At 63.0% G+C, this 24,091-nt stretch carries 21 protein-coding genes; 8 read left to right on the top strand and 13 right to left on the bottom strand.

Annotated features, from left to right (window positions below; genetic code table 11):
* Window positions 1–53: 53 nt before the first annotated feature.
* From DT068_RS08255 to DT068_RS08235, 5 genes are all read right to left on the bottom strand, one after another.
* Window positions 54–1,226: a hypothetical protein gene (locus DT068_RS08255; protein ID WP_119389354.1), complete on the bottom strand. Its 1,173-nt coding sequence runs from the start codon at window positions 1,224–1,226 to the stop codon at window positions 54–56.
* Window positions 1,223–1,834, bottom strand: coding sequence for a TfuA-like protein (locus tag DT068_RS08250; protein WP_368904552.1), 612 nt, complete (start codon window positions 1,832–1,834; stop codon window positions 1,223–1,225). Before DT068_RS08250 ends, DT068_RS08255 begins: the two co-directional genes overlap by 4 nt.
* Before the next feature lie 104 nt (window positions 1,835–1,938).
* A complete protein-coding gene (locus tag DT068_RS08245) occupies window positions 1,939–3,222 on the bottom strand; it encodes a YcaO-like family protein (protein WP_119389352.1) in 1,284 nt (427 codons plus the stop codon).
* A 9-nt stretch (window positions 3,223–3,231) separates the two neighbouring features.
* Window positions 3,232–3,648 (bottom strand): hypothetical protein, encoded by a 417-nt coding sequence (locus DT068_RS08240; RefSeq protein ID WP_119389351.1) that lies wholly within the window; start codon window positions 3,646–3,648, stop codon window positions 3,232–3,234.
* Between the two features lie 14 nt (window positions 3,649–3,662).
* Window positions 3,663–5,597 (bottom strand): AfsR/SARP family transcriptional regulator, encoded by a 1,935-nt coding sequence (locus DT068_RS08235; protein WP_162914067.1) that lies wholly within the window; start codon window positions 5,595–5,597, stop codon window positions 3,663–3,665.
* A gap of 245 nt (window positions 5,598–5,842) precedes the next feature.
* On the opposite strand from DT068_RS08235, the gene DT068_RS08230 reads away from it, so the two are divergent.
* The 5 genes from DT068_RS08230 (at window position 5,843) to DT068_RS08210 (ending at window position 12,773) form a co-directional block, all read left to right on the top strand.
* Window positions 5,843–6,568: a helix-turn-helix transcriptional regulator gene (locus tag DT068_RS08230; RefSeq protein ID WP_119389349.1), complete on the top strand. Its 726-nt coding sequence runs from the start codon at window positions 5,843–5,845 to the stop codon at window positions 6,566–6,568.
* A 75-nt stretch (window positions 6,569–6,643) separates the two neighbouring features.
* Window positions 6,644–6,937 (top strand): hypothetical protein, encoded by a 294-nt coding sequence (locus tag DT068_RS08225; protein WP_119389348.1) that lies wholly within the window; start codon window positions 6,644–6,646, stop codon window positions 6,935–6,937.
* A 370-nt stretch (window positions 6,938–7,307) separates the two neighbouring features.
* A complete protein-coding gene (locus DT068_RS08220) occupies window positions 7,308–9,272 on the top strand; it encodes a GNAT family N-acetyltransferase (RefSeq protein WP_119389347.1) in 1,965 nt (654 codons plus the stop codon).
* Between the two features lie 142 nt (window positions 9,273–9,414).
* Window positions 9,415–11,514, top strand: coding sequence for a TonB-dependent siderophore receptor (locus DT068_RS08215; RefSeq protein WP_119389346.1), 2,100 nt, complete (start codon window positions 9,415–9,417; stop codon window positions 11,512–11,514).
* 5 nt (window positions 11,515–11,519) lie between these two features.
* Window positions 11,520–12,773, top strand: coding sequence for an MFS transporter (locus DT068_RS08210; RefSeq protein ID WP_119389345.1), 1,254 nt, complete (start codon window positions 11,520–11,522; stop codon window positions 12,771–12,773).
* On the opposite strand, the gene DT068_RS08205 is transcribed toward DT068_RS08210, so the two are convergent.
* Window positions 12,719–13,801 (bottom strand): siderophore-interacting protein, encoded by a 1,083-nt coding sequence (locus DT068_RS08205; protein WP_119389344.1) that lies wholly within the window; start codon window positions 13,799–13,801, stop codon window positions 12,719–12,721. The genes DT068_RS08210 and DT068_RS08205 overlap by 55 nt on opposite strands.
* 218 nt (window positions 13,802–14,019) lie before the next feature.
* Here DT068_RS08205 and DT068_RS08200 point away from each other — a divergent pair, with 218 nt between their 5' ends.
* Window positions 14,020–14,505 carry a Crp/Fnr family transcriptional regulator gene (locus DT068_RS08200; protein ID WP_119389343.1) on the top strand — a complete coding sequence of 162 codons (486 nt, stop codon included), beginning with the start codon at window positions 14,020–14,022 and terminating at the stop codon, window positions 14,503–14,505.
* On the opposite strand, the gene DT068_RS08195 is transcribed toward DT068_RS08200, so the two are convergent.
* Window positions 14,495–15,271 carry a metallophosphoesterase family protein gene (locus tag DT068_RS08195; RefSeq protein ID WP_119389342.1) on the bottom strand — a complete coding sequence of 259 codons (777 nt, stop codon included), beginning with the start codon at window positions 15,269–15,271 and terminating at the stop codon, window positions 14,495–14,497. The two genes, DT068_RS08200 and DT068_RS08195, sit on opposite strands and share 11 nt — an antisense overlap.
* Before the next feature lie 114 nt (window positions 15,272–15,385).
* Here DT068_RS08195 and DT068_RS08190 point away from each other — a divergent pair, with 114 nt between their 5' ends.
* Together DT068_RS08190 and dhaL are read left to right on the top strand one after the other, a co-directional pair.
* Window positions 15,386–16,390: a dihydroxyacetone kinase subunit DhaK gene (locus tag DT068_RS08190; protein ID WP_119389341.1), complete on the top strand. Its 1,005-nt coding sequence runs from the start codon at window positions 15,386–15,388 to the stop codon at window positions 16,388–16,390.
* A gap of 5 nt (window positions 16,391–16,395) precedes the next feature.
* A complete protein-coding gene (dhaL, locus tag DT068_RS08185) occupies window positions 16,396–17,034 on the top strand; it encodes a dihydroxyacetone kinase subunit DhaL (RefSeq protein ID WP_162914066.1) in 639 nt (212 codons plus the stop codon).
* Between the two features lie 12 nt (window positions 17,035–17,046).
* Here dhaL and DT068_RS08180 read toward each other — a convergent pair whose 3' ends face one another.
* The 6 genes from DT068_RS08180 to DT068_RS08155 all read right to left on the bottom strand — a co-directional run.
* Window positions 17,047–18,351 (bottom strand): HlyD family type I secretion periplasmic adaptor subunit, encoded by a 1,305-nt coding sequence (locus tag DT068_RS08180; RefSeq protein WP_119389339.1) that lies wholly within the window; start codon window positions 18,349–18,351, stop codon window positions 17,047–17,049.
* Window positions 18,348–20,069 (bottom strand): type I secretion system permease/ATPase, encoded by a 1,722-nt coding sequence (locus tag DT068_RS08175; protein WP_119389338.1) that lies wholly within the window; start codon window positions 20,067–20,069, stop codon window positions 18,348–18,350. The genes DT068_RS08180 and DT068_RS08175 overlap by 4 nt, the downstream gene beginning before the upstream one ends.
* Before the next feature lie 135 nt (window positions 20,070–20,204).
* Entirely contained in the window at window positions 20,205–20,426 is a 222-nt protein-coding gene (locus DT068_RS08170; protein WP_119389770.1) for a hypothetical protein, read from the bottom strand.
* A 162-nt stretch (window positions 20,427–20,588) separates the two neighbouring features.
* Window positions 20,589–22,685, bottom strand: a complete 2,097-nt coding sequence (locus DT068_RS08165) for a M10 family metallopeptidase (RefSeq protein WP_119389337.1) — start codon at window positions 22,683–22,685, stop codon at window positions 20,589–20,591.
* 103 nt (window positions 22,686–22,788) lie between these two features.
* Window positions 22,789–22,977, bottom strand: coding sequence for a hypothetical protein (locus tag DT068_RS08160; protein WP_119389336.1), 189 nt, complete (start codon window positions 22,975–22,977; stop codon window positions 22,789–22,791).
* 297 nt (window positions 22,978–23,274) lie between these two features.
* The coding region (locus DT068_RS08155) for a hypothetical protein (RefSeq protein WP_162914065.1) at window positions 23,275–24,091 on the bottom strand (817 nt) is incomplete at its 5' end.

The raw sequence follows: 24,091 nt of genomic DNA, 5'->3' as shown, positions 1-24,091 counted from the left end.
AGGAGTCTCGACCTGCCGGCAAGATTCGCCGGGTCATGTGGATCAGGACTGGATCAGTATCTTTCCACGACATTGGTCAGGCAGCGTATCGCACCCTGGCTCTTGGCGAAAGCTAGGCATCCGGGGATTTTTCTGACCTCGTAACCAAGGCCCTCCCAAATTTCTACATTCCTTTCATCCTCGACCGCATACTTCCCACCGAATTGCGGCAACCAGACGATATCCGGGTTAGTCTGCATGATGACATTGTTGTACCCCAGGATGTACTCGTCGGAGACCACGAAGAAAGTGGGGTTGCGCTGGACGTCAAATCCCTGCGAGGTCAAATGGTCGGCCACCGCATTGAGCCGATCGTTCTGTCCGTCTGCCTCGTTGCCATCTTGTGCCTGGGCGACGAGGATAGTGTGCTTGTCGCCCTTCTTCCGGCCGGTCGGACAGAAAATCAGGTCGACATGCGCCCAGGTCTGCGTCAGCTCGTCCTGATTCATCAGGAAGAACAGGACTTGGCGAAGGATGGTCAGGGTGATCACGAGGCCGGGAAAGAGACCGCTCAACGGTCGCACCTCACTGCGCTCGGCAGCGGCCTCCCTTGCCTTGTATCTCAGCTCGGACAGCAGCCACTGAAACTTGTTCCGGATATTTGCAACCTTGTATCCGACAACGAACGGAAGCTGGCCTTGGATCGCGCCGATCCGCGCCAGTGCCTCGGGATAGGTGCAGGTTTGCCCTTCCATATCCGCAGTATGCCATACGGCCTGGGCACCTACGAACCAGATGCCAAGGCCGACCAGGCAATCACCGCCGTCGAGATGGACATTCACGGGCTCTACCGTCGTTCCATCGAATTGCCCCAGCCATTGGGCCTGGCTCCCGTCTTCATCCTTGCTCGAACTCGGTCTAAGATATCTGCGCGTACTGCCTTCCATTGCGCATAGGAAACTATCACGTATCCACACACGGATCTTTCCCAATTCATCGCCCGGCACGGGGACGGGCACGACGGTGCACTTGAGCGCAAGACCCGATACCCAGTCATCGAACAGGTCGGCTTGCGTCGCATCGATCAGGACGGAGACATGCGTCGTGCAACCGAATTCACCCAGCAGGCTTGCATATACTGCGCGTCGGTCGGCATCCTGAAAGAGAAATGGCGCGAATTGCATGGCGATCCGCTTCACGGCCCCACCCAGGTCGCTGAACAGCACGTAGCTGGCGTTTGATGTCATGTCCGTCGTTCCAGCGCGTTGAGAAAGTACGTCCTGTTCAACCTGAATTTTTCCGCGCGATCTGCCGATCCGGTCTCCGTGGCTGGTTTCGCCAATTCCGCGAGAAGAGCCTCGGCATCGAGAGTCTTCTGGCTGAAAGCATGTTGCGAAACGCGCGCAAGCAGCCTGTCGGTATCGCCGGCATTGCGCTCCGCCTCGTGGACGACTCTCGACCAGGTTCGATCCTTGAAGTGTAGCCGGCATGCCGCCGCCGCGAGCGCGGCGATGTCTCGCCGATCGAGAACGCCGCGGTCCGACAACCGAGCAAGGCTTGCCTCGACATCCACCAGCGCCACCGTCAGCGGCAGATGACCAAGCTCGGCCGGCGCATGCACAACCGCGACATCCGCATCGGCATATCTTTCGCCCGAAACATATTGCTCGAAGATCTTTCCAATCCCTGTCATTCCGAAGCAATGCAACTCGGCCGCCCGGAGCGCTCCCATGCTTGCTGCACCCCATATGGCGGCGCCGGCGGCAAGAGCGCTCAATATCTCTTTGTGCCAGACGGCTGGAGCGGACTCAAAAAGACCGTCAATCAGCCCGATGCGCGCGATGCCCTGGCGCATTGCCCGTAGCACGTCGCCACAAGCGGCAGGCGGTCGTAGTTCCAGGGTGGGAAATCTGCCCATGTCAATCCCATGGATACTGGGCCCGGCGAATATGACCGCTGTCATACGCGCTCCTCGGCATTCCGCAGCAACGATGTCAACAGGTGAACTCCGACTTGGACGACCCCCTTGCCGGCAGCGGCTTGCATGCTGGGCATCAGCACGCGAGCAGCACGTACTCCCGCTCCCCCTCCACCGAGAGGAAAGACGAATATGTCCTCGACACCCGCCTGAAATATCTTGCCGACCACATGACGGAGCTTCCACAGGGGCGAGGCTGTCTTGTCGATCACGCAAGATGTCGCGAGGCTGTCTAGGAAGGCTTCATTGCCCGGCCGGAATTTCAGGCGTTGGCTTTTGCGGGCATAATCATCCGGCGAGAGATCGTCGCGCGCGCCGGAGATTTGCGTGACCCGCGACTGAGCCGCTTCGAGCAGGGCCGCGAGCGCCGATTCCTCCGGGCTGCAGCGGCAGGCAAAGCCCGCAAAGATGCGCCCTGTGCTTTCGTGATTCCCGGGGGCGATGAAGGCGGCAATGGTCGGCATGCCGACCTTGCCCGCAATCTCCGCGAATGAGCAGGTCAGTCCGGCCTTCTCGACCATCGCCACCGCACGATCGAGTTCGTCGTACGACCCATGGCGATGAACGAGGGGCCGTCCGATGCCGGCGGCCAAGCCGAATAGATCGATCAGCGCAGTTGCGTCGTGCTCGACCAGTTCGAGCGTGGCGTGCAGCACCGCGTCGCACAGCGAGGCTCCTGCCGCCAGGCCGACGGAGGACATCCTGAATGCCGCGTGGTCCCATGTGCTGTCGATCCGCAGATCAAGGCCGACAAGCTCATAAGGCGCATAGACGTCGCAACCATCCTTGAGCGAGATGCCTTGCATCCAGTAATAGTCGCGTGACTTGTCGAACCCTTTGGGTGTCGAGCGGAGCATGGCGCTTTCACCGAGACATCGCAGCCCCTGGCGGCTCATGTCCTCTCGGCTCGCTCGGCGGACGACCATGTCAACGCTTCGTTCCGCCAGGGCCTGCTCCATGCATTCCATGATTGCGCCAAGCCGTGCCTGATCTGCGTGCATGGACTTGCCTTGACACACCGAGAGCGACCAGGAATTGGGACGGCACGCGAAGAAAACCGGAATGCCGATGACGTCGAGTCCCGTTATATCCCCGACTCGCGTGACGCCGAATGAGCTAAGATGAGGTTCAAGCTCAGCTACGAGATCCGTCGGCGAGCGCGCGGTGTGGTGACCGCTGCCACTCGCCGGATCGTCGCAGGCAAGCGATGTCCTCAGCGCACGCGCTTCAGCAAGCACGACCGCATGGGCTGCATCCGTAGCCATTTACCGTGCTCACGGCCCCTTCAGCTTGCCTTCCTTGGCCTCGCCGCCGTCGGCCGATATCAGCGCCGTGACGATGGGTTCGAGCGGTATGAAATTATCTCTGTATGTGCCCCATTCGTGCGAGTCTACATCGGCTATGAAGCAGAATTCCGCATCGGAGATGACCGATCCCCTGCTTATCAATCCACCGAACGCGTCGAAGACTTCTTGCACATTGGCCGGCATGTTGCCCGTGTCGGTTCGAATGATCATCTTTTGCGCCGCCGCGGCGACTTCTCCGAAAACGGCATCAGCTGTCTTCTTGTGCTTCGCCGCGTAATCATTGACCTCATCCAAGGACACGACCGCTACCCGCAGCGGCTCGATTGTCACGAACAGTATCCCCGATTCCTTGTCCCCCACGACATAGATCTTCGTCTTCGCCATTTCCCTTCTCCTGCTTAAATCGCCCCCGCCAATCGGAGACCCTCGAGTCGAATTTGCCTGTATTTTGGATCGCGGTCGGGAACGACCTTGCTCCTGTCGACGGCGGCCTTTCCCGGAAAGGCTTCCTTGATGCGCGCGCCATAGCCGCGCGCGGTCTTGAGGTCACCAAGGAAGGCATGGCTGGCGGCGAGAATGCCCAGCACCGATTCGTCGCTTGCCAGTCTTCCACAGAGATCTATTGCCTTGTCATAGGCCTGCCGGCGAAAGGCGATGCTGGCGCCGGCCCACCAATAGAGATCGGGAGGGCTGGGATTGAGATCGAGGGCGCGCTCGAATTTGGTCCATCCCGCATCGGGATCGCCGAGATGGGCGAGCGCATCGGCATACTGAATGAGGAGATCCGCCGAATTGGGGCACAGGGCATCGGCTTCCGCGAGCTTCTTCTCGCAATGGTCGAAATCCTGCTGATAGAGCGCGATCGTGCCGTCCACCCAGTGGCCGATGGCGTCATTGGGGTCGAGCCCGATGGCGACTTCCGCCTGCTGGCGCGCCTCGAGCAGCAGCTGCGGGTCATTCCCCCCCAGCTGGATCCATTCGAGATAGAGCGTTTGCGCGACGCGGGCGCGCGCCGGGGCCGCGCCCTGGTCGATCTCAAGCGCCCGCCGGAAGGATTTGCGGGCCCGGCGCAGCCCGATCAGGTCGCAATTGGCCAACAGGCCCTGCCCCTCCAGATAGTGCAGATAGGCATTGCTGCTGGAGCTCCGGCGCAGCGCAGCCAGCCTGTCGCGCTCCAGGGCGGAGCCGAGACTGGACGCCACGCGATGCGAAAGGACGCTGAACGACTTGAGAAGGTCGGCCTGTCCGACCCCGAACTCTCCCGACCAGACGATTTCCCCGGTTGCGCAATTGACCATGCGCAGCGCCAGAACCTCTCCGCCATGATCCGGCTTCACAAAGCCGCTGATCGTGTAGTCCGCCCGCAGAATGGCGTTGTCGAGGGGAATGCCCGAATCATGCCCGACCCGGAGCGAACTGTGCGGAGCGAGCGCGGCAAAGCTGCGATAGCGGCTCAGTTCGTTGGCGACATCCTCGATGAAGACGCTGAGCAGTGCTCCCCGCTCCTTCGCGAAAGTCCATGTCGGGGCCAGGAAGGCGACGCGCGGATGCCGGTCCATCGACACGGCGGGATGTGAGCGGTCTGGCTCCGGCCTGGAATGCCCGGCGAAAATCCGCCGCACGACGGCGACCGTCTCCGGCGACGGGTGCGCACCGTGCTCGCGTTCCAGCATCTGCGCGAGAGACTGATAGGTTTGTGCGGCATCCTCATGCATGCCGTTGCGGCCATAGGCTTCTATGATCGCCCGGTAGCTGGCCTCGCGCTCGGGCTCCAGCGCCAGGAGCCGCGTGGCGATCAGGGTCAGATCGCGCTTCGATGCCCGGCCATATCGCGTCAGCTCGATCAGCGTCATCGATGCGAAGGCAAAGAAGCGCTCCCGCAGGGCGGCGCGTTCGCGCGTAAGCCAGTGCGAGAACGCATCCGTCGCATCGTCGATCCCCTCGAGCAGGTCGCCGCGGAAGAAATCGAACACCGTCATCGCCGATGGCAAATGCTCGGACCGGGTTTCCATCTCGAAACGGCAGAGATCTATGGCCGGCCTGAGCCTGCCGATGGCGATGGTCTGCGCATCCGCGCTCAGCAGGTCATCCGCGTCCGGCAGGCTCTTCCGCATTCTTGCAAGAAGCTGGCGCAGGTTGGTAAGAGCGGCGGCATCGCTCTCGCTGTCCCACAGCAGAGAGGCGGCCTCCTTGCGGGTCAACCGCCCCGACGGCGCCAGGGCGAGAAGGGCGATCAATTGAAACCCCTTGGTCGGAAAGACAATGTCGCCCGGCAGGTTGGAAACCTGCGGGCTGCCTAGAACGCGGAAGGCAATCTCATTCTCCGCAACCATCCGGCTTGGCGCCCAGTGCTCGGGATTGTCACTCGGACATTGGCTTAAAACCCAACATGACGCAAGGTCAGAATTGAGCGGTTTCGCGAATGCCACATCTGCGGGAGCCAGCTGTCCGAGCATCCCCGGACGATCCGCCACTTCCCGCCGTGCCGCGACTACCAGTTGGGGGGCCCAGCCTCATATCACGCCGGCGTCACGGGTGATTTCGATACTGGGCCCCGACAACATGGGGAGAGGCAGCGATGATCGGCCTGGCGGCAACCGCATCGAAGAGAGCCACCTGGCTGCATCGGCGCTTCGCTGGCCCTGCGACAATCACCGATCTCCGCAACTCCGATGGACTTGACCCCATGAGCAAGGACGTGCTGGCCCTCATCTGTCCGGACTGGCGGTCGATTGCGCTTGTGGTGGAAGGTCCAAGCGGGCATGTGGCTTACGCCAATTTTCATTGCCTGGAGATGTTCGCGCGCCGCGAACCCGCGCAATTGATTGGCGGACGGCTGTTGTTCACCCCGCCCGAGCTCAACCGCCTCTTCTATGCAAAACTTGGCGAGGCAAGCGCGACCGGCGCCGAGACGGCGGTCGCCATCGGGCGGAGCACCCTCGAGGACAGCTGGATCGCGGTCACTATTCGCAACACGCAGGGTTTCTTCCGCGACGCTCTCCAGCGGAACCTGGATGACGGCGACGCCGGATCGCAGATGATGCTTGTCGAGATTGCCCGGCACGGCGCTTCACCGGACACCCTCCTGCTCGCCGCCTTTGCCGACGCCTGCGGCCTGACCGGCGCGGAATCCAGGATGCTCGAATGCCTGTCCCGCGGCCTCTGCCTGGACCGGATCGCCGATATCCAGGACATCACCCTTTCAACGGCGCGCCAGCGCATGAAGCGCATTCTGGCGAAGACGCATTGCCATCGCCAGGCTGAGCTTGTCCATCTGGTAATGTCCCTTTGCGGCGGGGGCTAGATCCAGGGCAAGTCACGCTGGTTTCACGCCCCCCTTGCTAGACCGCGTCGGTGCAACATCAATATGGAGGAATCCATGCATATTGCGGCAAGATACCAGGCGCTTTCGGTCATATTTCTGGCGACGGGCCTGATCCCGGCGAATGCACAGGGCATCGATCTGTCGACGGGCTGGCAGCCCCAGCCTCAGACAGACGAACAGCGGCTGGAAACATTCACCGTTCCGCCAGACCCGGCCCCTTCCTATCCACGCCTGGGTTCCGACCGCGGTGAGACGCGGCTTCAGCTCGATCCCAGTCACTCGATCGGCGGAAACTTCTCCGGCGGTGGCATTGAGGGGAACTACCGCTTCCCGATCCCAGGACAGTAAGGCCACGCGCCGGCAATATTGTCGGTACCGATACTTCGAACCTCCCGCCTGGCGCGCCTTCAGGGCGCGCTTTTTTTGCGCCGACCATTCCATTGAGCAGTGGCGTCATTCTTCATTGGCCCTCTGCCCGCCATCACAGACCTGTTGCGCTTGAAATACGCAGCCGCCATGGCGCCATTTACCATATCGGCCTGCTGCCGAGGCCAGCGCATGATTGGGAAATGCGGGGTCCGGCTTTCCACCGATCGGGTTGATCAGGTCGGACTGATCCGATCTGACCTGATCGTGACCAGGCCGGGCTCGCTGTTTTGTTCCTTGTTTTCCTGCCGCTCATGCGAATACACTGCGCAATTGACGGCGCGGAGGCGAGATGAGCGGCTCGGATAACCCGATTTTTGCCGGACTTGCGGCCAAGCTCGTCGATGCGCGCCAGGCGCTCGCAGGCATAAAGCCCGGCAGCCGCATCTATCTCGGCACCGGCTGTGCCGCGCCCCGCAGCTTGATCACGGCGCTCGAGACCATGGAAGGCGGACCGGCCGACCTCGAGTTCGTCAGCTTCCTCACGACGTTGCGGTCGGGCGGCAATGTCGAGGCTTCCGCCCCCGGCCGCTATCGCCATCGCTCATTCTTCGTCGGCAGCGACATTCGCGATCTCATGGCGTCGGGCCATCTCGACTACGTGCCGATCGCCATCGACGAGGTCCCTGCTTTGCTCGCCAATGGCAGGCTTCCCATCGATGTGGCGATCCTCCAGGTCTCGCCGCCCGACGAGCGCGGCTTTGTCAGCCTCGGCATCTCGGTAGACCTGGCGCCCGCGGTGCTTGCCGTCGCGCGTCACGTCATCGCCGAGGTCAATCCGGCGATGCCGCGCACCCATGGGGCAAGCTTCGTGCACATCGACCGGTTCGCCGCCTTTGTCGGCGTCGACGGGCCGGTGACGGAATATCGCCACCCGCCGGCCGGCGAGACGGCGGACCGGGTCGCGCGCTATATCGCCGCCATCATCGAGGACGGATCGACGCTGCAGATCGGCCTGGGCCGCGTGCCCAACGAGGCTTTGCGATATATCAAGGACCGCCGCGATCTCGGCATCCACAGCGACGTCATCACCGATGGCGTTGTCGATCTGGTGGAAGCGGGCGTCGTGACCGGACGGCGCAAGACGCTTGATCCCGACCGGATCGTCACCAGCTATTGCTTGGGCACACGGCGGCTCTATGACTTCGTGGACAATAATCCGCTGGTCTCCTTCCAGCCGATTGAGGAGGTCTGCGACCCCCGCACGGTGGCGGCTCATCACCGCATGGTGTCGATCACCCAGGCCTTCGCCATGGATCTGACCGGCCAGGTCTGCGTCGACCAGTTCGAGGGACAGTTCTATGGCGGGCTTTCGACGCAAGCGGCCTTCATCCGCGGCGCGGCGCGCTCGCCGGGCGGCAAGCCTATCGTTTGCCTTGCCTCCACTACGGAAAGTGGCGCTTCGCGGATCAAGCCGCTGCTCGGCGCAGGCGACGGTGTCGGCATCGCCCGCTCCGATGTCCACTATGTCGTCACCGAATATGGTATCGCCTATCTGTTCGGCAAGTCCATCCGCGAGCGCGCCCTGGCCATGATCGAGGTGGCGCATCCCGACCACCGCGAAGCGCTGGTGGAGGCCGCGCGGCAACTGGGCTATGTGCCGCGCGAGCAGTATCTGGCCTCTCGCGAGGCCTATCCGGTGCAGGAAGAACGCCGGGTCGCGATCGCCGGCGGTGAAGTGCTCATCCGTCCCGCCCACGCCGCCGATGTCGATGCGCTGCGTGCTCTCTTCCATGACCTCTCGCCGGATGATGTCTATACGCGCTTCTTCCGGCGCGTGCGCACCCTACCCTATCAGGACCTGCAGACTTTGTGCAATGTGAACCATGAAAGCCAGGTTGCCTTCCTCGCCGTGACGGGCCCCCGCGAGAATGAGGCGGTGATCGGCAGCGGCTGTTATTTCCTCAACCCGGCCACCAATCTCGCCGAGGTCGCTTTCATGGTGGCGCCGGAATGGCAGGGCAAGGGCGTGGGCACGGCCCTCCAGGTGCGCTTGCAGGAATATGCCGCGGCGCGCGGCGTGCGCGGTTTCATCGCCGAGATCCTGCCCGGCAATGAGCGCATGGTGCGGCTGGCGGCCAGCGCGACGGGAGAGGCCACCACCACCCGCGATGAGGATTCGCTGCAGGTGACCGTCCTCTTCGGTGAGCCGGGCGCCGCCAAGGTTCAGGAGAGCGAAGCCACGCCAACCAAGGCGGCGGCAGCGAAGAAGCCGGCAAAGGCTGCAGCTCGAAAAGGCAAGCGCTCGTCGAAGTGACGAATGCCTGCAGATTCAAACCTATGTTCGCCAATGCTACCCGGGCCTGCGCCAGGTTTACGCTGCGGCGCACAAAATTACTTGACTAAATTACTCGGATTTGAGATCGCCCTTCCGGACTACTGACGGAGAGGGGATCCGAATGACGATGAGATCGACCACGCTGCGGCCGGGCGTGTTTCTGCTGAGTGGCGCTGCTTTTCTCCATGGGCTTCAGCTTCTCCATGCCGAGGAAACCTTGCTCGATCCCATCGTTCTCGAAGCCGAGAGCGACGACACGCTGGTGCAGGATGGCTACGTGGCCAAGCGCGACCGCGACGGCACCAAGATCGACACGCCGATCGTCAAGATCCCGCAGGCTGTCTCGATCGTCCCCCAGGACCAGATCGAGGACCAGAAACCGCGCACCCTCAATGACGCGCTGGGCTATACGGCGAGCGCCAATCCCTATTCCTACGGCTTCGACACCCGTTATGACGCCTTCTTTCTGCGCGGCTTCCAGGCCTACTACAACGGCATGTTCCGCGACGCGTTGCGTCAATACAACGGTCCGTCGGCCTGGTTCAAGACCGAGCCCTATGGTATCGAAGGCGTCACCATCCTGAAAGGCCCCGCCTCATCGCTCTATGGCGTGAGCGGCCCGGGCGGCATCGTCAATGTCATCACCAAGCGGCCCAAGGACACGCCTTATCGCGAGGTCGAGATCCTCATGGGCGAGCATGACCGCTATCAGGCGGCCTTCGATGCCTCAGGCCCGGTGACCGATGACGGCCGTATTCTCTATCGCTTCACCGCGCTCGGACGGGACAGCGATACCGACCTCAAAGGTTATCCGGACGACAAGCGCTATGTGGCGCCGGCTGTGACCTTCAAGCCAAGCAAGGACACCAGGCTCACCATTCTCGGCGAATATTCCGAGAGCTTCACCGGCGGCACCGCCGCCTTCTACAACCCGGCCTATGGCCAGGTGTCGGACCTCTATGAAGGCGATCCGGCCTGGAATGATTTCGACCAGGAGCAGGGCCGCATCGGCTATGAGTTCGAGCACCGCTTCAACAGCGTCCTCACCCTCCGCCAGAATCTCCGCTACAGCGCCGTCGATGCCGATCTCGAATATAGCGGCCATTATTCGGTGGGCGCCGACCAGCCGCTGGAACGTTATTGGGGCCATTACACCGAGGACATGGAGAACTTCATCGCCGACAATATGATGCAGGTCGAATTCAATGTCGGCGAGGTCGGCAACACCGCGATCGCCGGCATCGAATATTCGTGGTCGCGCTACGACGCCCATAGCGGCTTGTCCTATGTGTCGGTGGACGACATCAGGAACGCCCCCGTCCCCTATTTCGGCGGCCAGGACATGGACCAGCTCGGACTCTATCTGCACAATCAGATGGAATGGAACAACTTCACGCTCTTCACCAGCGGCCGCTATGACTGGGTGGACACGACTTCGACCGCCGCCGACCGCAGCGAGACGAAGCAGAAGGACGATGCCTTTTCAGGCCGGATCGGCCTCTCCTATCAGACGCCCTGGGGCATCGTGCCCTATGCCAATTATTCGACCTCGTTCTCTCCCAATATCGGCTTCGTCTATGACGATGTGACGAGCGATGTCACCCATGTGGCGCGCCCGACCATCGCCACCCAGAAGGAGATCGGCGTCAAATACGAGATCCCCGGCGCCAATGCCGTGGTGAGTGCGGCCCTCTTCGACATCGACCAGGAGGACGGTGTCGTCTTCGATGCTTCGACCGGCATCAACAAGCAGCGCCAGCTCGATCTCAATTCGCAAGGCTTCGAGATCGAGGCTCAGGCCTCGCTGGCCGAAGGCTTCGATCTCATCGCCTCCTACACTTATCTGCGCATGAAGATCGAAAAGGGCGCGGAAGGAACCGAGGGCAACGAGCTTTCCGCCACGCCGAACCATATTTTCGCGCTATGGGGCAACTACCAGTTCCATGAGAGCGAATTGCGCGGCGTGGGCGTCGGCGCCGGCCTGCGCTTCGCCGGCGAAAGCTTCGGCGATGATCTCAACAGCTTCAAGAACGATGCGCGGACCTTCCTCGACGCCGCCCTCTCCTATGATTTCGGCTATCGCGACCCGCGCCTCGAAGGCGTCAAACTGCAGATCAACGCCCGCAATCTTCTCGACAGCCAGGATGCGATCTGCTCGGCCGGCTATTGCTACCGCGACGAAGGTCGCGCTTTGACCGCCAGCCTGCGCTACCGGTTCTGATCGTCATGGTCGGCGCGCCGAAAGCAACCTCATCGCCCCCCGCCATCGTCCTCGGCATTGGCGGCCTCTATGTGGCCCAGAGCATCATCGGCGGCATCACCTGGACCAGCCTGCCGGCGGTCATGCGCGACCAGGGCATGGCGCTCGACCGCATTGGCCTGCTCTCGCTGGTCATCCTGCCCTGGGCCCTGAAGTTCCTGTGGTCGCCCGCCATCGAACGCTATCGCCGTCCGGCCGTGGGCGGAGACCGCAGCGGCGCCATCATCGCGGCAGGCGGGCTTCTCTCCCTTTCGGGGCTTGCGGCGCTCGCCGGGCTCGGTCCCCAGCTATCGCTTCCCGTTCTCCTCTGCCTGATGCTCATCGCCTTCGCCGCCTCGACCGTCGACATCGCCTGCGACGGCTTTGCCGTGCAGAATCTGGCGACCGCCCATCACGGCTGGGGCAATGCCGCGCAGGTCGGCGGCGCCTATCTGGGCTCGGCCATTGGCGCCGGTCTGTTTCTCGTTCTGGTCGCCGGTTGGGGATGGGCGTCGGCCGTCACCGCCATGGCTGCTCTCATCGCCCTCATCGGTTTGCCTTTCCTGCTGGGCCCGGCGCGGCTTGTGGCGGGTGCCGCGCATACGCACAAGCCTTCACTCATCGCCGCCTTGCGCCGGCCCGAGATCCGCCGCGGACTTCTGGCCGCCGCCATCTATATCATCGCCCACAAGGCTGCTCTTTCCATGCTAGGGCCCTTCATGATCGATGCCGGGCTCGACCTCGCCGGCGTCGGCATCGTCAATGGCGCCGGCAGCATGTTCGTCGGCCTCGCCGCGGCTTTGCTCGGCGGCGCGCTGGTCCGGCTCTGGGGCACCCGGCCGGTGCTCATTCTGGCACTCGCACTCCAGGCCGCCGCTCTGTTCTTCTTCGCCACATTCGACCTGACCCAGGGCTCGAAGCCCTTGCTGATGGCTGTCGCCATCGTGAGCTCGTCCGGCGTCATGGCGCTGGGCTTCGTGGCGCTCTATGCCCAGTTCATGCATTGGTCGGACCCGCACCAGGCGGGTGTCGATTTCACGCTGTTCCAATGCATGGACGCGCTCATCAGCATGGCAAGCGGCGTGGCGGCGGGCTATGGCGCCGAGTGGTTCGGCTATGGCGCGCTCTTCGGCATGGCGGGCGCCCTCGCGCTGATCGCCATTCCGGCCATGGCGTTCGTGGTCTCTTACCCTTCCTCGCTTTCATCATCGCTCTCGCCCGCAACGCCGCGCCGCCAATAGGCGACGGCGAGATGCCGGTCGCGCTTCAGGCCCCACGCCTTGCGGAAGATGCTGCGGATGGCGCGAAAATCCTGGAACTCTGAAGCCGCCCAGACATAAAGATCGGGCTCCGGCGCATGAGGCCCTAAGGCGCGCAAGGCCTCGACCAAGAGGCCGGTAGTGCCGGCGGCGCGTCCTTCGCGATAGAGCCAGGTGATCCGGGTTCCCTCACGTTGAGGTGCGATGGCATCGGCAGGTGAATCGACCTCGATGATCGCCTCTGCCCGCGTCGCCGGCGGCAGCTGCTCGAGAATCCGCGATATGGCCGGCAGCGCCGTGTCGTCACCGAGGAGCAGGAGATTGCCGGCATCGGGCACATCGCCGCCGCCCGGTCCGATCATGCCGATCACATCGCCGGGGACAGCCATTTCGGCGAAGGCAGAGCCCGGCGAATGGCTGCCCGCATGGATGACGAAATCGATATCGACCCAGCCGGCCGCAGGATCGATGGCCCTGATCGTATAGACGCGGATGGTCAGCGCGTCGTTACCTTTGGGCCACAGGATGAGCCCATCCTGACCGACAGTCGGCCAGACGGGCGCGCGATCCTTAGGCGGCAACAGCAGGCGCACATGCAGCCCGCCATGGCTGAAGCGCTGCAGGTCGGCGCCTTGAAAGCGCAGCCGGCGCAGATGCGGCGAGAGGTTTCTTGCCGCCACCACGCGGAGCTCACGGAAGAACACCGGCCGGCCGGCATCCTGCCCGTCGCCCTGCCATCTCAGGCCGCGCGTATCGCCGAAATGCTCCGCGAGATGGGCGGCCACCGCCATCTTCATATAGGAAAGGCAGGTCTCGTCGGCTGCGAACACCTTGATATGCGCGCAGCCCGGGGCCAGCTCAGCGGTGAGTGAGCCATAATGGGTACGGAATTCCCATTTATCCGTCACACCGGTATCGATCTCGTAGTCGCGATGCTCGATGCGGAGCTTCTCTATCACCGGCCGGATCGCATCATCATGGATATGGGTTTCGGCGCTCATCTGGCGCATAGCGGACCTCTCGATTGACGTTGAGGCGATCGGCCATGGATGGCGGGCGGCTATTACCGAAGCACCGGCAGGGTTCTTGCCGCCGCCAGGGGGGCCTGTCAATCGCGTGATGAAATTTTAATCACCCGTCGGCATGGCAATGATCGAATTTCACTCTCGTCCATGGACCCTGATCCCGGTACATTTGGGCAGACTGTGCCGTCGGAGACATCCATTTCATGAAGCGAGGGTCCTACCCTGTCGACGATACCAGGAAGATCGCCGTTGCGGCGGGAACCGTCTTGCTGGCGGAAGGAACCACATCGGGCCGCATCTATGTCCTGGACGATGGCACGCTCGAGGTTGCGCGCGGAGAAACGCAGGTGGCCCTGATCAGCGAGAAAGGGGCGATCTTCGGCGAGATGTCGCTGCTTCTCGAGACGCCGCATACGGCGACGGTTCGCGCCCTGACGCCGGCGGTCGTTCACGAATTCACCGATGGCGCGGATTTCCTCAAATCGGATCCCGCCACGACATTGCTCGTCGCGCGCCTGCTGGCCAGGCGCCTCCATTCGGCCACGACCTATCTCGTCGATCTGAAGCGCCAATATGCCGGACACGGCACCCATCTCGCGATGGTGAGCGAGGTGCTGGCGAGCCTCGTCCATCAGCAGCCGCCGGAATTTCTCCCTGGCTCGGAGCGGCTCGATACGCCTAAGACATGACCCATTCCGGCGGCCGCTGCAGGTGCGGCAGCGGCAGCGCGAAGGGCTCGTCGAAGCGGAACGATTGAATCCCCGCCGACGACATCCAGACGGCCTCCCGCGACTGCGTATCGAACATGATATGTGCCGGCGGCGCCCCTGAATGACAGCCCGTATTGAAGACAAAGGTCGATCCGATGCGGTCGACCCAGGAGCCGCCCTTGACGAAAGGCGATTGATGAACATGGCCCGAGAGCACGATATCCGGCCGGTATTTCGCGATCCACGCGCCGAGCACGGCATCGCCCGAATCCCGGCTGCCGGTCCAGCTGACGGGCGAATGATCGGGCGGCGCGTGATGCACCCAGATCCATGGGCCCGTCCGCCGCTTCGCATCTGCCGCGAGCTGGGCTTCTATCCTGTCGCGCATCAGCGGGCCATCCCACCAGGCGCATACGGAGATCAGCGTGTTCTCGATCTCGAAGGACTCGCCATCCGAGGAAACCCGCGCATGCCGGCACTCCGAAATCCACTTGGCGACCTTTTCGCCCGAGGCATCGCGCGAATCGAGATCGTGATTGCCGGAGCAGATGAGGACATGCGTCTTGCTGCGCAGGAGCTCCATATATTTCCGCACCACGACGGTCTGCGCCCAGCCTTCCACCAGCGAGCTCAGATCGAGATGATCCCCTGCCAGGATGACCAGATCGAAGCGATCGGCCTCGTTCACCACCCAGTCGAATTGCGGCAGCGAGTAATGCAGATCGGCGACGACGAGGCATCTCATGGGCCGCAGCTTCGTGCTTTGGCCCGACTTTGTCCATCGTCCTTGAATGAATATGCATCTTGCGGACTTCCGGTGCCTTGCTAGTGTTCCGCCCTCACAAAGGGAGGATTTGCCTTGCGCACCAAGAAGATCGTCAATGACGGGGCGAAAGCGGTCGATGAGATGCTGGACGGCATGTTGGCCGCGCATCCGAGGCATTTGCGCGCCGTCGCCGGCAGCCCCCGGTCCATCGTCGCGAAAGAGGGCCCGCGTCCCGGCAAGGTCGGCCTCGTCATTGGCGGCGGATCCGGCCACGAGCCGACCTTCCTGGGCTTCGTCGGCAAGGGCCTCGCCGATGCCGCGGCCGTCGGCAATGTCTTCGCCTCGCCGCCGCCCGACCCGATCCTCGAATGCGCCAAGGCGGTGAATGGCGGCGCGGGCGTTCTCTTCATGTACGGAAATTATGCCGGCGATGTCATGAATTTCGACATGGCGGCCGAGCTCGCGCAGATGGAGGATATCGAGGTCCGCACTGTGCTGTCGACAGATGACGTCGCCTCCGCCCCGCGCCATGAACGCGCCAAGCGCCGCGGCGTCGCCGGCAATTTCTTCATCTTCAAGGCGGCGGGTGCCGCTTGCGACCGCATGCTCTCCTTCGACGAATGCGAGCGCATCGCGCGCAAGGCCAATGACCACACTTTCACGATGGGCGTGGCGCTCGCCCCCTGCTCGCTGCCGCAGACGCGGAAGCCCAATTTCGACATCGGGCCCGACGAGATGGAGATCGGCATGGGCATTCATGGCGAGCCCGGCGTCGCGCGCGGACCGCTCCAGAGCGCCGATCAGGTCACCGATGCCATGCTCAACCGGATGCTCGCCGAGATGAGCCTGTCGCGCGGCGACAAGGTCGCCGTGCTGGTCAATTCGCTGGGCGCGACGCCGCTGATGGAGCTCTACATCATGAACCGCAGGCTGGCGCAGCGCCTGTCCGATCTGGGTGTGGCCATCCATGCCACCTGGGTCGGCAATTACTGCACGTCGCTCGAAATGGCAGGGGCCTCGCTCACGCTGCATCACCTCGATGGTGAATTGCAGACGATGCTGGATCACCCTTGCGATTGCGCGATGTTCCGGGGATGACGGACATGCCGATCGACAGTTCCGCTTTGGTGAAGATGTTCAATGGCATCGCCGAGGCGCTCGAGGCCGACAAGGAGCGGCTCTGCGCGCTTGATGGCGTGATCGGCGATGCCGACCACGGCATAGCCATGGCGCTGGGCTTCGCGGCGGCGCGCGACGCGCTCGCCTCTCTCGATGTGGCGGCGACATCACCCACGCAGATCTTCAACACCGCCGCGAAATCCTTCCTGAATGCGGTCGGCGCCTCCAGCGGTCCCCTTTACGCGACCGCGATGATGCGCGCCGGCGCCGCCATGAAGGAGAAATCGACGCTCGCGGCCGCCGATATTGCCGGCATGATCGAAGCCATGGCCAGGGGAATCCAGGACCGCGGCAAGGCGGAAATAGGTGAAAAGACCATGGTCGATGCCTGGGCGCCGGCCGCCGCGGCAGCCGCCGAAGCGAAAGCGGCCGGCAAGGACGCCACCGCGATCCTGTCCGCAGCCTTGTCTGCCGCGCGCGATGGCGCGGAAGCGACGAAGTCCATGATCGCCGGCAAAGGCCGGTCGTCACGCCTGGGCGAGCGCGCGCTTGGCCATATCGACCCCGGCGCCGCTTCGGCGGTCACCATCCTGGAAGCGATGGCCAAGGCTTTGACGAGCTGAGAATGCCCTGCTTTATTCCTGGCGGAAAGTGTGCATCACCTGGTCCGACAGCGGCTTCAGCAGATAGGAGAGCACGGTGCGCTCTTCCGTCGCGATGAAGGTTTCGACCGGCATGCCGGGCAGCAGCTTGACCATGCCCAGCCTGTCGAGCTGGTCGGCCGGGATGTCGATCCGGGCCGTATAGAAGCTGTGCCCGGTCCGCTCGTCTTGCGTGACATCGGCCGAGACGCGCATCAGTATGCCGTCGATCTCGGGCGTCATCTGCTGGTTGAAGGTCGAAAAGCGCAAGGCCACTTTCTGTCCGGGATGAACCCGATCGACTTCGGCCGGCATGATGCGCGCATCGACGGCCAGTGCGGTCGCGGACGGAATGATCAGCATCAGCGATTCGGCCGCCCGCACGACGCCGCCGATCGTATGCACGGCAAGCTCATGCACGGTGCCCGATTGCGGCGCCGTGATGGTGAGCCTGTCCAGCTGGTCGCGCGCCGCGGTCCGGCGTTCCTCGAGCTCGGCGAGCTTGGTCCTGAGATCGGCGAGTTGCTCGCCGACTTCCGAGCGCAGCTTCTGATCGATCTGGATGATCTCGAGCTCCATCTCGGCGATCCTGCCCCTGGCCTGGGCGATGCTGGCGACGAGCTGCGCCTTTTCGCCATCGAGCCGCGCGGCGCTGCGTTCGAGATCGGTCAGGCGCGCCAGCGTCATCAGGCCCTGCTGGTAGAGTTGCCGCGTGCCCTCGAGCTCCTTGGCGACGAGCACGATCTCACGTTTCTTGGCCTGCGCCTGTCCGGTGAAGCCGTCGACCTCCTGCCCCAGTTGCGCGATCCGCTCGCGCAAGAGCCGCTTCTGGCCCGCCCTCTCGGTCTTCCTGAGCGCGAACAGGGTCTGCTCGCCGGAGAGGATCTTCTTGAGACCGGCCTCGCCTGCCCGCGCAGCAAGCTCCGCCGGGAAGGCGACCTCATCGGTTCCTTCGCTCTCCGCCTCGAGCCGCGCCTTCCGCGCCGCCAGCTCATCGAGGCCGCCCAGGATGATGGCGAGACTGGCGCTGGCCTGCGTGCCGTCGAGCAGGATCAGGAGATCGCCCGCCGCGACCTTGTCGCCATCCTTGACCCTGAGCTCCTTCACCACCCCACCGGTCGGGTGCTGCACCTTCTTCACATTGTTTTCGACGACGAGGATTCCGGGCGCAATGACGGCGCCCGCCAGCTTGGTCGCCACGGCCCAGCTCGTCATGCCGCCGAGAAGCAGGACCACGACCGCGAGGCCGAGCTTTACGTGGCGTCCGATCGACTTCTCCCCTTCACCCGCGACGGTCACGACCTGCCTCCCACCACCGCGACGGCCGGGGGCCGGCGAACCCGCTGCAGCACATCGGCCTTGCTGCCGAAGGCCTGGACCCGGCCCTCCGCCAGCACCAGCAGCATGTCGACCGCCGCGAGCACATTGGGCCGGTGCGCGATGACGATGACGACGCCCGACCGCTCGCGCACACCGAGGATGGCGCGGGTGAGCGCTTCCTCTCCCTCCGAATCGAGATTCGAATTCGGTTCGTCGAGGACGACGAGGAAGGGGTCCTGATAGAGGGCGCGCGCCAGGGCGATGCGCTGCCTCTGGCCGGCCGACAGCAAGGCGCCGCCCTCACCGATGCGCGTCTCATAGCCGGACGGAAACCGCAATATCATCTCATGCACGCCCGCCGCCTGCGCCGCGGCGATGATGTCCTCAGGCATGGCCTCGGGCGCGAAGCGCGCGATATTCTCCGAGATCGAGCCGTCGAAGAGCTGCACCTCCTGCGGCAGGTAGCCGATGCTGTCGCCCAGCGTCTTCTGCGGCCAGAGCTTGAGAGCCGCCCCATCGAGGCAGATTTTGCCCTGTCCCACGGGCCAGACGCCGACCAGTGCCCGCGCCAGGGATGACTTGCCGGAAGCGCTCGGCCCGATGATGCCGAGCGCCGTGCCGGCCTCAACGCTGAAGCTGGCATCGCTGATCGCAAGCATCGATGCGCCTGGCGGCGAGATGCCGGCATTCTCGACGGAAAGGCTTGACTTGGGTCTCGGCAGGGACAGCTGCAGGGATTGCGTCGGCAGGTCGTCGATTACCCGGTTGAGGCGTCTTGCCCCCTGGCGCGCCGCCTGGAAGCCGCGCCAGTTCGCGATCGCTTGCTCCACCGGCGCCAGCGCCCGGGCGCTCAGGATCGAGCCCGCGATGATGATGCCGGCCGTCGCCTCGCCATGGATGACGAGATAGGCGCCGACCGCGAGCACGGCCGATTGCAGCACCATGCGCAGCGCCTTCGACACGGCGCCCAGTCCGCCGCTAATGTCATGCGCCCGTTCCTGGGCGGCGAGGAAGCGCGCATTGAATTTCTCCCACTTCGCCATGAGCCGCCCCTTCATCGCCATGGCCGTGGCGGCCTCCGCATTGCGCGTGCAGGCCTGCGTCCAGCCGTCGCGCTGGTTGGCGCTGAGGCTCGCTTCCGCCGCGGGCTTGCGGGTCAGGAATTCGGTGGTGAGGGTGAGGGAAAGCAGGATGAGGGCCCCGATGGTGACGGTGATGCCGATCCAGAAATGCAGGGCGAAGCAGAAGGCCAGATAGGCCGGTATCCAGGGCAGGTCGAACAGCGCCAGAAGCCCGCCGCCCGAGATGAAGGACCGCATCTGGTCGAGATCGCGCAGCGCCGACGGCCCGTCGGCGCTTCTGCGCTGGGCAAGGGGAAGATGCAGCACGGCATCGAACAGGCGCGTGCCGAGCGAGCGGTTGAAGGAATTGCCGACACGCACCAGGATGCGGGAGCGGATGACATCGAGCAGCGCCTGGGCGCCGAACAGCAAGGCGGCGAGAATGGCGAGCGCCACCAGGGTCGGCACGCTGCCGCTCGGCAGGACGCGGTCATAGACCTCGAGCATGAAGATGGCACCGGTCAGCATCAGGACATTGATGATGCCGCTGAAGAACGCGACCCACAGGAACGTGCCCTTGAAGTGCGCAAGGGCCTGGCGCAGCTCGGAAGCGGGATGGGCCGTCAATGGGGGCATGGATGTATCAGACTTTGTGCCGTCGATGGTCGCCGGGATCGCAATCGGCCGGCGATTATAGGCCGCAACGATACATGATCCGTTAACAGTCCCGTGCCGCCCCCCGGCGCCGCCCTGAGCATCCCGGCCATCGGGTCACGAAGGGCTCGGAAGCGGCTCTGAGTGCCTGGCGGGAGGCTGCGCCACCGGGCGAAACTCGATGGGCGGTCCCGTCCAGTCGAAGGGCGCCCTGGGCACTTCAGGCACGCAGGCCGTCATCATGGTCTGCCCATGGGCGTTGCGGATCTCGAAGACGATTCCGGACCGCGCCATGCTTTCGCATTGCGCCCACTGCTCGATCGAAATCCAGTCAACCATCGAAATCGCCTTCTTCAAATACCCTCATGCTGAGGTGCGAGCGAAGCGAGCCTCGAAGCATCCCTCAGGATAGAGCCGAGCCTGCTGCACAAGACCCTTCGAGGGCCGCTCCGCGGCCACCTCAGGGTGAGGGTGGATGGCACGAACTGAACTCATGACCATCTAGCCGAGCAGGAACCCTCGGTCCAAACTGGCCAGCCAGTTGTCATGGAAGCTCTGCCAGTCCCAGCGGTGATCGGTATCGACCGGCAGCGGCAGCTGATCCAGGTCGAACCCCTCGCCATGGGCCGTGGCGGTCGCGGTTTGCGTGGCCGCCACGCTGGAGGTGAACTGGCCATTGCTGAACTGGGCCAGCTCGATGCTGACGAGCCTGTCCGTTCCATCGGGAGACTCGGCACGCAGATCCGTCACCGTCCACGAGCCGTCGGAATTCTTCACCCAGCTGTAGTCGGTCGAGGCGCCCGAGAACACCGCGGTGTCCGTGCCGGAGCCGCCATTGAGGGTGTCGGCGCCCGCGCCGCCGATCAGCGTGTCGTTGCCGCCCGCCCCGTTCAGCTTGTCGTTGCCCAGGCCGCCCGTCAGCGTGTTGGCATAGCTGTTGCCGCTGAGCGTGTCGGCGAAGTCGCTGCCGATGATGTTCTCGACGCTGGAGAAGGTGTCGCGATAGGCATCGCCCTTGCTGCCTGAGGTGGTCGTCATGCTGGCGACCACCCCGGCCGTCGCATTGGCGTAGGAGGCCGTGTCGATTCCGGCCCCGCCGCTGAGCGTATCGCGGCCGGCGCCGCCGATCAGCAGGTCGTTGCCGTCGCCGCCATAGAGCTTGTCGTTGCCGGTGCCGCCGTCGAGCGTGTCGGCTCCGGCATAGCCATAGAGCACATCGGCGCCACCGAGGCCGGAGATGATGTCATCGAGTGCGGAGCCCTTCAGCGTGTTGTTGGCGGAGGTGCCGGTCAGCGTAAGGCCGCTGGGCGGCGGTGGCTCGGGCGGTGGCGGCGGCGGGTCGGCCAGCACTTCCGCCAGCGTATAGGTCTTGTCGCTGAACTGGAACTGCTCGACGTTCCAGACGATGTCCGAGCCGTCGGGCCCGCCGCTGCGCAGGTCGACCACGCTGAGCGAGCCGTCGGAAAGCTGTGTCACCTGATACTGCGAGCGCAGGCCGCTGAACACGGCCGTGTCGCTGCCCTCGCCGCCCTGCAGCGTGTCGTTGCCGGCATCGCCGGTGAGCCGGTCATTGCCGGCGCCGCCATCGAGCATGTTGTTGGCGGCATTGCCGATGAGCACGTCGGCGGCCGAGGTGCCGATGGCGTTCTCGATCAGCGAGCGCAGGTCGCCATTATAGAGCAATGCGTTGGCGATATTGCCGGCGGCGACCTTCGAGCCGTCATAGTGGAGCACCGCCAGCTGCGCGCTGGACGCGGTCGACCAGTTTCCGGGCCGCAGATCGACGGTGACGCCCGTGCTGTAATTCGAGAAGTCATAAGTGTCGTTGCCGCCGCCGTCCCAGATGGTGAGGAAGATCTTGTTGGCGGCCGGCGTGCCCTGGCCGACGCCATTGATGAACATCTCGCCGGTCGTGGTGCTCCATGTATAGGTCGTGTTGCCGCTGTTCGTACTGAAATTGGCGCCATACATCTTCTGCAGGCCGGCGATGTCGTACATCATCAGCGACTGCGGATAGCTGCCATAGGCATTGGTATAGCCGCCGCTGGTCGACTGGCCGATATAGGAGCGATAGCTCATCACCGAATATTCGAGTGAATCGCGATCGAGCGGCATCGCGCCGAACGAGCCGTCAACCGTGTGCGGATGCTTCAAGCCCATGCCATGACCGAGCTCGTGCATGAACGAGGCATAGGCATAGTTGCCGAGGACCGGATTGTCGTAATAGCCCTTCGAATTGTTGAACCAGGCATCGCCGCCCTCGGCGAGCGTGGTGGGATAATAGGCCCAGGCGGTGCCGGGCTTGTCCGACATGGCGAGCCTTATATCGGCATGCTGGCTCGAGGTTTCGGTGATTTCCGTGAAGGTGATGTTGGCGACCGCCGAATAGCCGGCGAGGATGTCGCGCACCGCCTCCTGCTGCGTGGCGTTCAGCCCCTCGAAATTGGAGGAGGGTTCGCCCGAACCATAGCCCGAGCCATAGAAGGAGGCGCTCGTCGGGAAACTGTAGGTGAAGCTGCTGACGGCCCATTTGTCGCCGGACAGCACGCCGTCGACATAGGCATTGCCGGTTGGTGAGATCGTGCTCGTGGCAGGCATTCGGTATCTTCTCCCTCGCCCGGACGGCGTTTGCCCGGAGGTGAAGACTTATCCGGACCTGCTATCGGTTGCCTTAAGGTAACGGATAAAATTGTAGGAAGACCTAAGGCCTGAGGCGGATCTCGAATCCGAGAGAGGTGAGGATGGCGATGGAGCGCTTGAGGCGGTCGGCCTCGCGGCGCACTTCGTCCACGAAGGAGGCCCCCGTTCCGTCCAGGCCGGTGATCCCGAGACGCTCCCATTCCGAACGGACAAAACGCTCGGCAATCTGACCGATTTCCTCGTCCGTCATTTTCCACGCCCAAAAGTTCCCTGCCGGACGATGCCATGCCCGAAGCGGCAAAGCGACCTTTCGTCAGGCCATATCAACGCTTTGGCTAAACTTGTGGATATGCGGCTCGCCCTGATCGCGGATTAACCGGATTTTAACCAGCCATGGTTTTCTGCCGGCTCATTCTTCCCGGCGCATGGGTGCGATCGTGATATTTCCCAAATCTCACGCCTTGGCCCGCAAGGTCAAGCAGCACCGCGACGGAGCGGCCGTTGCCAATTAAATGCACTGTCACCGAAACTCGTGATGATTGCTCCCTCAGTGATTGATCTTAAGCTTGTCCTTTAGGACCTTCTCAACAGTTGCCTTGTCCTGTCCCGGACTGGTCACTTCCAAAAAATGAATTGCGATAAGCAGCGAGAATCCATTGCGGGCAATTGCAAGTTTGTCCGCATCTAAGTTCAAATACCATTTAAGGTACTCGGGATAGCTACCTTGCATGGTAACGCCAGATCCCCTTAGAATTTCATTTAAAACACATAAGACGTTTTCGTTGACACCGGCATTGACCGCGACGCCTATTATTACCTTGACGACCTCAAATCCGCGTCTCGATTGCAAGAGGTAACAATCTGGATGAGCTACCGTGCTAAGCTTTTCGCCTTCTTTTGCAAAGTACTGACGCGGCTGCTTTTGTTCGTCCGCATTTGAAAGCAGCAGAACTTCTATTTCTGCATCACTGCCTGCCGATACACTGTCAACGATTCTTGCCATTAAAATGTCGCTAAGCTCTTGAGCGGCCAAGCCACAATCGTCACTCCCGCAGTATATTGATATCCTGGGAGGGCGAGCAAATTTCACGAGTTGTTGTGTCTGTGCAAAGGCCGCCCTCAGATAGATGTCGAGAGCTTTCTGGTCGAATTCCTTCGCGTGCACGACATTCACGCCTGCTATCAAAATCAGTAGGCTGAGGACAAATCCAACGAAGAACTCTCGAAAATATCCCCGAGAACAAACATTTCGGTGATGTGGTGGACGGCGCCCGCCAGCGGCATCTGATGTGCCAAGATGGGTCCGTTGTAAGATCCATCTGAGGAGCCATCCACCATGACGAAGATTACCACCATTGGTCTTG

The organism is Taklimakanibacter lacteus (assembly GCA_003576695.1).
Lineage (GTDB): Bacteria > Pseudomonadota > Alphaproteobacteria > Rhizobiales > Aestuariivirgaceae > Taklimakanibacter > Taklimakanibacter lacteus.
Note: the sequence above shows the minus strand (reverse complement) of the source record. Positions and strands in the feature narration are given on the sequence as shown.